Source organism: Bradyrhizobium manausense (genome assembly GCF_018130615.1).
Taxonomy (GTDB): Bacteria; Pseudomonadota; Alphaproteobacteria; order Rhizobiales; family Xanthobacteraceae; genus Bradyrhizobium; species Bradyrhizobium manausense_A.
Window position 1 is genome coordinate 31,773 of the sequence record NZ_JAFCKB010000027.1, and the last position, 12,810, is coordinate 44,582.

General features: G+C 65.9%; 7 protein-coding genes. 6 read left to right on the plus strand and 1 reads right to left on the minus strand.

Annotated elements, in window-relative coordinates:
- Positions 1-251: 251 nt before the first annotated feature.
- The 4 genes from JQ587_RS33410 (at position 252) to JQ587_RS33425 (ending at position 6,828) form a co-directional block, all read left to right on the plus strand.
- Positions 252-1,802, plus strand: a complete 1,551-nt coding sequence (locus JQ587_RS33410; RefSeq protein WP_212428175.1) for a caspase family protein — start codon at positions 252-254, stop codon at positions 1,800-1,802.
- Between the two features lie 144 nt (positions 1,803-1,946).
- Positions 1,947-2,612: an OmpA family protein gene (locus JQ587_RS33415; protein WP_212303646.1), complete on the plus strand. Its 666-nt coding sequence runs from the start codon at positions 1,947-1,949 to the stop codon at positions 2,610-2,612.
- 143 nt (positions 2,613-2,755) lie between these two features.
- Positions 2,756-3,685, plus strand: coding sequence for an efflux RND transporter periplasmic adaptor subunit (locus tag JQ587_RS33420; RefSeq protein WP_212428176.1), 930 nt, complete (start codon positions 2,756-2,758; stop codon positions 3,683-3,685).
- Complete coding sequence (locus JQ587_RS33425; RefSeq protein ID WP_212428177.1) at positions 3,685-6,828, plus strand: efflux RND transporter permease subunit; 3,144 nt, start codon at positions 3,685-3,687, stop codon at positions 6,826-6,828. The genes JQ587_RS33420 and JQ587_RS33425 overlap by 1 nt, the downstream gene beginning before the upstream one ends.
- A gap of 80 nt (positions 6,829-6,908) precedes the next feature.
- On the opposite strand, the gene JQ587_RS33430 is transcribed toward JQ587_RS33425, so the two are convergent.
- A complete protein-coding gene (locus JQ587_RS33430; RefSeq protein WP_212303649.1) occupies positions 6,909-7,583 on the minus strand; it encodes a Crp/Fnr family transcriptional regulator in 675 nt (224 codons plus the stop codon).
- A gap of 246 nt (positions 7,584-7,829) precedes the next feature.
- On the opposite strand from JQ587_RS33430, the gene JQ587_RS33435 reads away from it, so the two are divergent.
- Positions 7,830-9,869 (plus strand): AsmA family protein, encoded by a 2,040-nt coding sequence (locus tag JQ587_RS33435; protein WP_212428178.1) that lies wholly within the window; start codon positions 7,830-7,832, stop codon positions 9,867-9,869.
- Between the two features lie 257 nt (positions 9,870-10,126).
- The gene (locus JQ587_RS33440) at positions 10,127-12,574 is read left to right on the plus strand and encodes an adenylate/guanylate cyclase domain-containing protein (RefSeq protein WP_212428179.1); all 2,448 of its coding nucleotides are present in this window, start codon (positions 10,127-10,129) and stop codon (positions 12,572-12,574) included.
- The last annotated feature ends 236 nt before the right edge of the window (positions 12,575-12,810 follow it).

A 12,810-nucleotide genomic window follows, 5' to 3' on the forward strand; every position in this document is an offset into this window, starting at 1 on the left:
TCACATTTTCGTCGCGAGTCCCGGCCTAACATGGCCGCCGGTACCGTGAACAAAAATGCATCGAGGAGAATCGTGACCGTCGAATTATTCCCCTCGGAGTCGGCTCGTGCGTCGCGGTCTATTGTCGCGATAGTGTCGAATCTCCAAGTGGTTGACGCCCCCACTCCCCGGTTTGATAATGCACTTTGCGTAAGTTAAGGTCGCCGCGGCGCAAGCTGGAACGGCGCCTTTTTGGCTGGACCGCGCTGATTATGAAAATTCGCTTCCTGTTTCTTCTGCCTTTGCTTGTCTCGTTCATCCCGGCCGCGCCATCGCTTGCGGCGGGCGACCGCTTCGCGCTGGTGATCGGCAATGCCAAATATCCTGATGCCGACAGCCCGCTGAAGGAGCCGATCAACGACGCCCGCGACGTCGCCGACGAGCTCAAGCGCGACGGCTTCACGGTCGAGGTCGGCGAGAACCTGACCGGCGACGGCATGCGCCGCGCCTTCGACAAGCTCTACGGCAAGATCAAGCCGGGCTCCGTGGCGCTGGTGTTCTACAGCGGGTTCGGCATCCAGTCGGCGCGCCAGAGCTACATGATCCCGGTCGACGCGCAGATCTGGACCGAGTCCGATGTCCGCCGCGACGGTTTCAGCATCGAGGCCATCCTGGGCGAGCTGAACACCCGGGGCGCCGGCGTCAAGATCGCGCTGGTCGACGCCTCCAGGCGCAACCCGTTCGAACGGCGGTTCCGCAGCTTCTCGGCGGGCCTCACCCCGGTCATCGCGCCGAACGGCACGCTGGTGATGTATTCCGCGGCCCTGGCCTCGGTGGTGTCGGATGCCGGCGGCGACCACAGCCTGTTCGTCCAGGAATTGCTCAAGGAAATCCGCGTCCCCGACCTGATGGCGGAGGAAACCCTGAACCGCACCAAGATGGGCGTCACCCGCGCCTCGCGGGGCGAGCAGGTGCCGTGGATCTCGTCCTCGCTCGCCGAGGATTTCTCGTTCATTCCCGGTGCGAGCGGCTCGCGCCCGACAGCGACGACACCGCCGCCGGCGCCTCCGGTACCGACGCCCCCTGCGGTCGCCAACAACCCGCCTCCGGCTCCGCCAGCGCCACCTCCGGCTCCCCCTGCCCCGCCAGCGCCACCGGCACCGGTCGCTTCGAACAATCCGCCGCCCCCGGCCGCACCTCCGTCACCGCCCCCGGCGCCGAAGCCGCAGGTCGAGGCCGCGCTGCCTCCGCCGGCACCGCCAGTTAAGCCGGCCGAGCCCGTCCCGGCGCCGAACGCGGATGGTGGGCCGAGCGCGTCTGCGCTGGCGGAAGATCCCACCATCAAGAGCCTCACGGCCAAGATCGCCGCCAATCCTGACGACGTGAATGCGCTGTACCGGCGGGGCCAGGTCTATGCCAACAAGGGGGCCTTCAACCTCGCCATCAAGGATTTTGACGAGACGCTGCGGATCAATGCGAAGGACGTCGAGGCCCTGAACAACCGCTGCTGGACCCGGACCGTGGTCGGCGATCTCCAGGGCGCGTTGAAGGATTGCAACGAGGCCTTGCGGCTGCGGCCGAACTTCGTCGATGCGCTGGACAGCCGCGGCCTGGTGAACCTCAAATCCGGAGCCGTGAAGAACGCCATTGCCGATTTCGACGCGGCGCTGAGGATCAATCCGCGCCTGACCTCCTCGCTCTACGGCCGCGGCGTGGCCAAGCAGCGCAATGGCTCGGCCCAGGAGGGCGCCCTCGACATCGCCAATGCCAAGGCGATGGACCCGAACATCGCCGGGGAATTCGCAACCTACGGAGTACGTTGATATTTTTTTGATTTGAGGCGGGCGGCGCCTCGAACCCCTGACGGCCTGGCCAAGACTAATCGAACGGATGCCGCAGGCGCCCTTGCCGTAGGGCCTCTTGCAGGATTTTTGGAACCGCGCGGGCTCGCGCAGGAGGGACGGACAATGAGATTGGCTGCAAAAGGACTGACCGCGATCCTGTCCATCATCACCGTCAGTGCCGCGCTGTCGCTGACGCCAGCCTTCGCCGGCGACGAGGGCAACAGCAAGAACGTCACCGAGGACGAGATCGTCCGTGCCCTGGCGCCGCCACCGAAAAAGCCCCTGACCCGCGGCCTCTCGATCGCCCCGCAGGCCGATCCGGCACCGAACCCGGCGGAAACCAAGCTGCTCCAGTCCGTCCGCGGCCGCGCCACGCGCTCGCTGTCATCGACCGAGCGCGAGGAAATCGCCTCCGCCGCCAAGGACAAGCCGAATATCGATCTCGAAATCACCTTCGACTACAACTCGGCCACGATCAGCGCCAAGTCGCTGCCCTCGGTGCAGGCGCTCGGCCGCGCGTTGACCAGCCCGGACCTCAAGGGCTCGACCTTCGTGGTCGCCGGCCACACCGACGCCGCCGGCGGCGAGAGCTACAATCAGGAGCTGTCGGAACGCCGCGCGGATTCGATCAAGCGCTACCTCATCGAGAAGTACAGCATTGCAGCCGCCGATCTCGTCACCGTCGGCTACGGCAAGAGCAAGCTGAAGGATCCGAACCAGCCGATGGCGGAGGTGAACCGCCGCGTGCAGGTCGTGAACATGGAAAACAAGACCACCGCATCGAAGTGACCACGACGTAATCCTTTGCAGTGACAAGTCGTGATGTGGTGTAAAGTCTTAAGCCCAGCGCGCGTCCCGCAGCCCTGCGGGACGCCGCTTCGTTTCGGGGAAACCCTCCCAGCAACCGCACGCCAGGCCAGGATGATCCGGCGATGAACATCTCCGAATATCTCAAGCCTGCGGGAACCGCGGCGTTCATCATTGCGCTCGGCGTCGGCTATTACTGGTTCGAGCATCGGCATCGCCCCGAGGCGAAGGAGACGCCGGGCGAGGCGCTCGTCATCGTGACGAAGTCGACCAATGCCTGCTTCTCCGACCTGGTGCGGGTGACCGGCTTCTTCGTGCCGCGGCGCGAGGCCGTGGTCATGCCCGACCAGGAGGGATCGAAGGTCACCGACCTCTTCGTCACCGAAGGCGCTGTCGTCACCGACAACCAGGAGCTGGCACGCCTGACGGCGCCGCCGCAGATCCCGGGCCAGCCGCAAAGGCCGGGCGCGCAAGGTCCGATCTCGCTGAAGGCGCCTGCGCCGGGTCTGATCACGGAAGTCCGCACCATCGTCGGCGCGCCGGCCTCGCCGCAGGCGGGACCGATGTTCCGCATCGCCGTCAACAACGAGATCGAGCTGGATGCACAGGTCCCCGCCGTCCATATGCCGAAGCTCAGCCCCGGCGCGACGGTGCGGATCAGCCGGGATGACGCCGCCGATTTGATCGGCCGCGTCCGGCTGGTCGCACCCGAGATCGACCGCGCCACGCAGCTCGGCCGCGTCCGCATCAGCGTCACCAACAATCCTTCGCTGAAGGTCGGCATGTTTGCCCGCGCTTCGATCGACGCCAAGCGAAGCTGCGGCGTCGCGGTTCCCAAGACCGCGATCGACCATCTCACCGTGCAGGTGGTCAAAGGCAACATCATCGAGACGCGCCGGGTGCGCGTCGGGCTGACATCCGACAGCCAAACGGAAATCCTTGAAGGCGTCGACGTCGGCGAGATCGTCGTGGCCGACGCCGGCTCTTCGCTCCACGACGGCGACCAGATCAAGACCATGTTCGCCGATGAACTCGATCGCACGCGGGTACGCTGATGGCTCTCAATATCTCGGCATGGTCGATCCGTAATCCGCTGCCGTCGGTGGTGTTTTCGATCATTCTCCTGATCCTCGGCTGGACCTCCTTCAACAAGCTCGCGATCACGCGGCTGCCGTCTGCCGACATTCCCGTGATCTCGGTCGCGGTGGCGCAGTTCGGCGCCGCGCCCGCAGAGCTCGAATCCCAAGTCACCAAGACGGTCGAAGACGCCGTCTCCGGCGTCGAGGGCGTGCGGCACATCACCTCCTCGATCACCGATGGCGTGTCGGTCACCACCATCCAGTTCGCGCTGGAGACCAACACCGACCGCGCGCTCAACGACGTCAAGGACGCGGTGACGCGCGTGCGCTCGAACTTGCCGCAGAACGTCACCGAACCGCTGATCCAGCGCGTCGACGTGATCGGCCTGCCGATCGTCACCTATGCCGCGATCTCGCCCGGCAAGACGCCGGAGCAGCTCTCCTATTTCGTCGACGACGTGGTCAAGCGCGCGTTGCAAGGCGTGCGCGGCGTTGCCCAGGTCGAGCGCATCGGCGGTGTCGAGCGCGAGATCCTGGTCTCGCTCGACCCCGACCGCCTGCAGGCGATGGGGCTCACCGCCGTCAATGTCAGCCAGAGCCTGCGCGGCACCAATGTCGACGTCGCCGGCGGCCGCGCCGAGATCGGCAAGAACGACCAGGCGATCCGGACACTGGCCGGCGCCAAGACGCTGAGCGACCTCGCCGGCACCATGGTCCCGCTGTTCGGCGGCGGCGAGGTCCGCCTCGACGATCTCGGCACCGTGACCGACACCATCGCCGACCGCCGCACCTTCGCCCGCTTCAACGGCGAGCCGGTGGTCGCGCTCGGCATCAAGCGCTCCAAGGGCGCCAGCGACGTGAAGGTCGCCGAAGCCGTGCAGAAGCGCATCGACGCGCTCAAGGCCGCCTATCCCGACGTCGACCTCAAGCTGATCGACACCTCCGTCGAATACACCAACGGCAATTACGAAGCAGCGATCTCGACCCTGTTCGAGGGCGCCATCCTCGCCGTCGTCATCGTGCTGTTGTTCCTGCGCGACCTGCGCGCCACCGTCATTGCCGCAGTCTCGCTGCCATTGTCGATCTTCCCGGCGTTCTGGGCGATGGACATCCTCGGCTTCTCGCTCAACCTCGTCAGCTTCCTCGCCATCACGCTATCGACGGGTATTCTGGTCGACGACGCCATCGTCGAGATCGAGAACATCGTGCGGCACATGAACATGGGCAAATCGCCCTATCGCGCCGCGCTCGAAGCCGCCGACGAGATCGGCCTCGCCGTGATCGCGATCTCGCTGACGATCATCGCGATCTTCGCACCGGCGAGCTTCATGTCGGGCATCGCCGGACAGTTCTTCAAGCAGTTCGGCATCACGGTTTCGGTGCAGGTGTTCTTCTCGCTGCTCGCCGCGCGCTTCGTGACGCCGATGCTGGCGGCCTACTTCCTCAAGCACGGCAATCACGACGAGCCGCCGCCGGGCCGCATCCTGCGGACCTATCACGGCATCGTCTCGTGGTCGGTGAAGCACTATTTCATCACCGTGCTGATCGGCTTCGGCATCTTCGCGGCCTCGATCTGGAGCATCACGCTGCTGCCGCAGGGCTTCCTGCCGGCGCAGGACAGCGCCCGCTCGCTGCTGGCCCTCGAACTGCCGCCGGGCACGCAGCTCGCCTACACCGAGAAGGTCACCGAGGACATCGTCGCGCGCCTGCGCAAACGCCCCGAGGTGAAGAGCATCTTCGTCGACGGCGGGCGCGTCCCGCCGGGCACCCAGGAAGTCCGCCGCGCCGCCCTGATCATCAATTACACGCCGAAGCACGATCGCAACATCACCCAGCGCGAGCTCGAATTCTCGATCAGCCAGGAGCTTGAGAACGTTCCCGACATCCGCTTCTGGTTTCTGGACGAGAACGGCCTGCGCGCGATCTCGCTGGTGGTGACCGGCGTCGATGCCAACATCGTCAACAACGTCGCCAGCGAGCTCGCGACGCAAATGAAGCGGATTCCGACCATCTCCAACGTGATTTCGGAAACCTCGCTGGAGCGTCCCGAACTGCGCATCGAGCCGCGAGCCGATCTCGCGGCGCGGCTCGGCGTCTCGACCGAAAGCCTGTCGCAGACCATCCGTGTCGCAACCATCGGCGACGTCGGTCCGGCGCTTGCCAAGTTCGACGTCGGCGACCGCCTGGTGCCGATCCGCGTGCAACTCGAGGACGCCGCGCGCGGCAATCTCAAGACTCTGGAGCAGCTGCGCGTGCCGCTCGGCGAGCACGGCGAGAAGGGCGGCGTGCCGCTTTCCGTCATCTCCGACGTCAAGCTCGACCAGGGCCCGACCAGCATCAACCGCTACGACCGCGAACGGCAGGCCACCGTCGCCGCCGACCTCGTCGGCTCCGCCGCGCTCGGCGATGCCACCAAGAAGATCTACGAGCTGCCGGTCATGAAGAGCCTGCCGAAGGGCGTGAAGGTCTCCCCCTCCGGCGACGCCGAAAGCCTCAACGAGCTCTCCGACGGCTTTGCCACCGCGATCACCGCCGGCCTGATGATGGTCTATGCGGTGCTGGTGCTGCTGTTCGGCACCTTCCTGCAGCCGATCACCATCCTGTTCTCGCTGCCGCTCTCGATCGGCGGCGCGATCGCCGCGCTGCTCATCACCGGCAAGCAGCTCACCACGCCGGTGTGGATCGGCATCCTGATGCTGATGGGCATCGTCACCAAGAACGCGATCATGCTGGTGGAATTCGCGATCGAATCCATCAATGCCGGCAAGCCGCGCGACGAAGCGATGATCGACGCCGGCATGAAGCGCGCCCGCCCGATTGTGATGACCACGATCGCGATGGCCGCCGGCATGATGCCGAGCGCGCTCGCGGTCGGCGCCGGCGGCGAGTTCCGCTCGCCGATGGCGCTCGCGGTGATCGGCGGCCTGATCTTCTCGACCATCCTGTCGCTGGTGTTCGTGCCTGCGATGTTCATGGTGATGGACGATTTCGGCGCCCTGATCTGGCGCTTCGGCAAGCGACTGATCGTGCACAGCGAGGACGCCGAGACCGGCGGTCATCACGAGGCGGCGGACGCAGCACCCGCGCCGAAGAGCATCGTGCACCCTGCGGCGGAGTAAGTTCCCGCCGACTCGGCTCAGGCGAGCGCAGGCGCGGAAGCCGTCGCGGCGAAGCCAAACGCCTCGCCGCAATCGTTCCCTTACTCGTTCCGCGCGATCGCGGTCAGCTTGGTCATGTTCCGCAGCAGAATGCGGCCGCGCTGGAGATCGAGGATCGCCTCCTTGCGCCAGGCCTGAAGCTGGCGGTTGACGCTCTCGCGGGCGGCGCCGACGAAAACGCCGAGCTGCTCCTGCGAGATGTGCACCTCGGAGCCGAAATCGGCCGCGAGCGCGCAGAGCCGGCGCGCCAATCGCACTGGCAGCGGCTGCAACATGGATTCCTCCATGCGCTCACTCTGCCAGCGGATCCGCTGGCACAACAGCGCGATGATCTTGATCGCGACCTTGGGCTCGCGCTCGAGGAAGGCGAGAAAATCTTCGCGCCGCAGCACGAACAATTCGCTGGCCTCGCCGGCGGTCGCATCCGCGGTGCGGCTCTGGCCGTCCAGCACCGCGACCTCGCCGAACAGATCGCCCGACCCCATGAAGTTCAGCGTCAGCCGGCTGCCGTCGGAGGCGCCGGTCTCGATCCGGACCTGGCCGCGGCGCACGCCGAACAACGCGTCGCCCGGGTCCCCCTTCTGGAACAGCACCTCGCCATTCGCCAGATGCTGGGTGTGGCAAAGGTTGGACAATCGCTGGAGTTCGTCCGCGCCGAGATCGGCGAACATGGCATTCATTTTCAGAATGACCGCAAATTCGGCCTGCTTGCTCATTTCAACGTCCTTGTGAATTCCTTGGCCAGTTTCCGTGGCAAATCGCGTGCAAATCGCTTGGAAGCATCAACGGCAGAATCGCGTAAAACCGCGTCGGAGAAGTGTGTCATAAGTCACATAACTTTGCAGCACCTCCCGACTATTTTTAGCTGCTTGGAGCGGCTTCCCGTCCCGGGATAAACTCAGGCGTAAAGGACGGGTCATCCGCCGGATTCGACGCCGCTCGTCCGTCGTTGGAAAGTCGACATGAGAGCAGTGAAATTCGCCGGCGCAGCTTTGGCCGCAATCGTCATCGTGATCGTACTCCTGCTGGTGATCGGGATCCCCTCCGGGTTTCTGACCGCGACGATTGCCTCGCGCGTCGAGCAGGCGAGCGGCTATCGCCTGTCGATCGACGGCGCCACCAAGATCAGCCTGTGGCCGACGCTGAACGTCACGCTGAACGACCTCACGCTTGCCGACCCCAAGGACCGTAGCGGCATCACGCGCCTGACGATCGACAGCGTGCAGGCCGACATGTCGCTCGCAAGCGTGTGGTCGGGGCGCCCGAAGCTCAGCGAAATCGTCGTCAGCCATCCGGTGCTGTACCAGCCGCTGCTGCGAGAGCGCCTGCCGAATGCCGATGCATCGTCGAAGCCGCTCGCGCTCGACATGGACGGCGCGACCATCGACCGCGTCAAGATCACCAACGGCGAGGTCGCATTCTCGCGCGTGCGCGATCGCGTCGACGGCCACATCAGCGCCATCAATGCCGACGCCGTCATGGGTCCCGACCGCAAGGTCAACATCGCCGGCACGGCGCGCGTCGGCGAGCATCCGACCAAGTTCGACATCAAGGCGACCACGCCGGCCGCGCCGGTCGAGCGGCAAACGATCCCGGTGGAGTTCGCCATCGACATGCCCGACGTGCTGAAGTCTCAGCTCGCCGGTCATGCCGAAATGCGGCTCAGTGGGGACGTCGTGATGATCAACGGCGTCAACGGCACGCTCGGCGATGGCGCCTTCAACGGCTGGGCCTCGGTCGACATCGCGAGCAAGCCGCTGGTGAAGGTCGATCTCGACTTCCAGCGGCTCGCTATTCCGCTGGCAAAGTCCCCTGATGGCGCGTCGGGGCAGCCCTGGAGCAATACGCCGATCGACGTCTCCGGGCTCAATTATGTCGACGCGCAGATCAGGATCTCCGCCAACGAAGCGGTTATCGGCGACGCCCGGCTTGCGCCCGTGGCGCTCGATGCAAAACTGGCCGGCGGCATCTTGAAGGCGGGCACCGCCAATCTCGGCGCCTATGGCGGTCAGGTCTCGGGCGAGCTGATCCTCGATGCGACCAGCGGCGCGCCGAGCTTTGCCATGCACTCCGACCTCGCCAACGTGCGCGCGCTGCCGCTGCTTCAGGGCCTTGCCGAATTCGACCGGATCGACGGCAAGCTGCAGGCCAAGCTCGCGCTGCGCAGCGCCGGCACCAGCCAGCGGGCGCTGATGGCGAACATGCAGGGCACGGCCTTCGTCAATTTCCAGGACGGCGCCATCCGCGGCATCAATCTCGCACAGATGATCCGCTCGCTGACATCGGGCACGCTGTCCGGCTGGCAGGACAATGAGGCGCAGAGCACCGACCTGTCGCAGCTCTCGGCGTCGTTCCGCATCGACAAGGGCCAGGCGGTGACCACCGATCTCAATCTGATCGGGCCGCTGGTGCGCGTCACGGGCGTCGGCACAATTGCGCTCGACACCAAGATGATGGGCTTTCGCGTCGAGCCGAAGCTGGTGATGACGACCGAGGGCCAGGGCCGTGCCTCCGAGCCGATCGGCTTCGGCATTCCCGTGATGATCACCGGCGCCTGGTCGCAGCCGCGGATTTATCCCGACATGGCCGGCGTGCTCGACAATCCCGACGCGGCCTATGCCAAGCTGCGCGAGATGGGCAAGGGCCTGTTCGGGCCCGACGGCGCCGGGCTCGGCAACATCCTGAACAGTTTTGGCCTCGGCGGCGCCGCCGCACCCAATGGCGGCAACGCGGCTGGGAATGCCAACCCGCAGACACAGCCGCAGGGGCAAGGGCAGAACAATCCGCTCGGCGGGCAACTGGGTGAGGCGATCGGCAATCTGATCCAGCAGGGGCTCTCGAGCGGCGCCGGAAACGGCGCCGGCCGAAGCCGCAGCCTGCCCGGCGCGCCGGCCACACCGGTGCCGCAGGCCTCGCCCGCACCGCCGGCCCAGGGTTCGCCTGACGCACAGCAGGACAGCCAGCCGATGAACGACGTGATGCGGCAGCTCTTTAATCGGTGATTGGCGGACCAAGGCGACGAACTCCGCGCTCAGCCTTACACCCCCGCCTCTTCCGCTTCTTCATCCGAACGGAGGAGGGAGCCTGCAAGCTGCGACAATTCACCGCCCTGCCGGCCCATCCCGGCGTTCCCCGACGGGTAACCACACCGGCCCTTGGCTGCCCCCCTGCCCGTCCAAGAGCCCAAATTGTGGTAGAAGGGCCCTGGGGCCTGTACGGCCCGTAGCGCCGGCGTCGGTCGCGGCGCAAGAGGATCCGGATGGCGGGAGCGAAAGACAAGACCTGGTTTCTGCGCGAGGGCCTGTTCGCCAAATATGTCGTCTCCCTCGTCGGCCTCGTCGTGTTCGTGCTCGCCGTCAACGGCGCGATGGAGACCTGGATCTCCTATCGCGCCACCAAGACACAGCTCACTGACGGGCTCGAGGACAAGGCGCAAGGCGCCGCCCGGCGCATGGAGCAATCCATCTCCGAGCTCGAGCGCCAGATCAGCTGGGTGACGACGGCCAGCCGGGACACGCTCGAGAAGCGCCGCGCCGACTACGCCCAGCTCCTGCAACAGGTCGCCGTCGTCTCCCAGCTGTTCCAGCTCAACGGCGACGGCCGCGAGGTGCTGCGCGTCTCGCGCCAGTCGACCACGACCGGCAGCAATGCCGACCTCGCCCGCGACATGCGTTTCACCGAAGCGGTCGCCCGCGGCGTCAGCTTTGCACCGGCCTATTTCGTCGACCAGAAGCCGGTGATGTCGATCTCGGTGGCGCATTCCGGCTTCAATGCCGGCGTCACGGTGGCCGAAATCGATCTCAGCTTTCTCTCCGAGTTCCTGTCCGACGCCCAGGTCGGCAAGGCCGCCTTCGCCTATGTGGTCGACGCACGCGGCCGCGTGCTGGCGACCTCGTCGAAGGGGCCCGATGTCGGCAAGGATCTGTCGAAGCTGCCGCAGGTGGCGGCGGCGATCGCGCCCGGCCGTGAGGCCGAGACGTCGGGCACCGACTTCAACGGCCATTCGGTGCTGACAGCCGAAAGCACCGTGCCGAAGCTCGGCTGGAGCGTGCTGTTCGAGCAGCCGACCACGCAGGCCTTGACGCCGATCCGCGACCAGCTGGTACGCATCGCGCTTTTGATCGGCATGGGTCTGCTGGTTGCGATCCTCGCCGGCACGTTGCTGGCGCGCCGCATGATCATCCCGATCAAGGCGCTGCGCGACGGCGCGCACAAGCTCGGCGAAGGCAATTTCAGCCACCGCATCGACGTGCACACCTCCGACGAGCTGGAAGAGCTGGCCGGCCAGTTCAACCGCATGGCGAGCCAGCTCCAGGAGACCTATTCGAACCTCGAAACAAAGGTGGAAGCGCGCACCCGCGACCTCGCGCAGTCGATCAACGAGCTGAAGGTGCTGGAAGAGGTCGGCCGCGCCGTCGCCTCCTCGCTCGACCTCAACGCCGTGCTGCCGACGATCGCCGCCCGCGCGCTGGAGATCAGCCACGCCGATGCGGTGCTGATCTACGGCTATGATGCCGAACGGCGCCGCTTCAACCTGGTCGAGGCCAACGGCATCGACAAATCAGTCGCCGGCGACCATGTCACGATCGGCGAGGGCGAGAACATCCTGAGCGACGCCGCCGCGCGCGGCGAACCGATCGCGCTTGCCGATCTCGACCACGCCGCCGAGCAGCCACTGCGCAACGTCGCGGTCAATGCCGGCTTCCACGCGGTGCTGGTGGTGCCGCTGATCGACCAGCAGGGCACGCTCGGCGCGCTGGTGGTGCTGCGCCGCGCGAGCGGCGCGTTCGAAGGCAGCCTCATCGGCTTGATGCGCACCTTCGCCAACCAGGCGGTGCTGGCGATGCGCAACGCACGCCTGTTCACCGAGGTCGACGACAAGAGCCACGCGCTGGAGACGGCGAACGAGACCGTGCGCGCCCAGGCCGACAAGCTGCGCGAGCAGACCGAGCAGCTCAAGAACTGGAACAAGTCGCTGGAAGAGCGCGTCGAGACGCAGCTCGGCGAGATCGAGCGCATCCGCAAGCTCGAGCGCTTCCTGGCGCCGCAGGTGGCGCAGCTGATCGCCTCCTCCGACAGTCCCGAGGGACTGCTCACCAGCCAGCGCCGCGAGGTGACGGTGGTGTTCTGCGACCTGCGCGGCTTCACCGCCTTCACGGAAGCGACCGAGCCGGAAGAGGCGATGAACGTGCTGCGCGAATATCACGCAGCGCTCGGCAAGCTGATCTTCAAATATGAGGGCACGCTCGACAAATATGCCGGCGACGGCGTGATGATCCTGTTCAATGCGCCGATCCAGTTCGAGGACCACACCGCGCGCGCCGTGAAGATGGCGGTGGAGATGCGCGACACCATCGGCCCGCTGACCGAGCGCTGGCGCAACCGCGGACATAGCTTGGGCTTCGGCATCGGCATCGCGCTCGGCTATGCCACACTCGGCCAGGTCGGATTCGAGCAGCGACTGGAATATGCCGCGATCGGCAGCGTCACCAACCTCGCCTCCCGCCTCTGCAGCGAGGCGCAAGCGAACCAGATCGTGGTCAGCCGCCGCGTCTACGGCATGGTCGAGCAATGGGTCGAAGCCCGCGCCCTCGACGATCTCCAGCTCAAGGGGTTCAACCATCCCGTGCTGGCGATGGAGATTCTGGGCTGGCGCGAGGCGGTGGACAACGTCGTGGATGCCTCGGCGGCGCGGCGCAGAGGGTAGTCAAAAGCAAAAAGTCGAAAACAACCCCATGCACAGTAGGCGGGGGCTGTGGGATCAATGACTTACGCGAGCGCCACGGCCAAGGCGATCAACGCCCTTTGACACGTCGGGCAAAACACCGGCCTAGTGACATGATCGGGCGATCGGGCCTGATCTCGCCAAGCTCTGACGCGCTTGCCCGTCGGGCGATCGATCCGGCGACAACTATGCTGTTGCGATTGAACGTTCCCACGAAC

Bases quoted from the DNA above. Each gene is read 5' to 3' on its own strand.
- JQ587_RS33440 (WP_212428179.1), top strand. From the start codon at position 10,127: ATGGCGGGAGCGAAAGACAAGACCTGGTTTCTGCGCGAGGGCCTGTTC.
- JQ587_RS33410 (WP_212428175.1), top strand. From the start codon at position 252: ATGAAAATTCGCTTCCTGTTTCTTCTGCCTTTGCTTGTCTCGTTCATC.
- JQ587_RS33425 (WP_212428177.1), top strand. From the start codon at position 3,685: ATGGCTCTCAATATCTCGGCATGGTCGATCCGTAATCCGCTGCCGTCG.
- JQ587_RS33430 (WP_212303649.1), bottom strand. From the start codon at position 7,583: ATGAGCAAGCAGGCCGAATTTGCGGTCATTCTGAAAATGAATGCCATG.
- JQ587_RS33420 (WP_212428176.1), top strand. From the start codon at position 2,756: ATGAACATCTCCGAATATCTCAAGCCTGCGGGAACCGCGGCGTTCATC.
- JQ587_RS33435 (WP_212428178.1), top strand. From the start codon at position 7,830: ATGAGAGCAGTGAAATTCGCCGGCGCAGCTTTGGCCGCAATCGTCATC.
- JQ587_RS33415 (WP_212303646.1), top strand. From the start codon at position 1,947: ATGAGATTGGCTGCAAAAGGACTGACCGCGATCCTGTCCATCATCACC.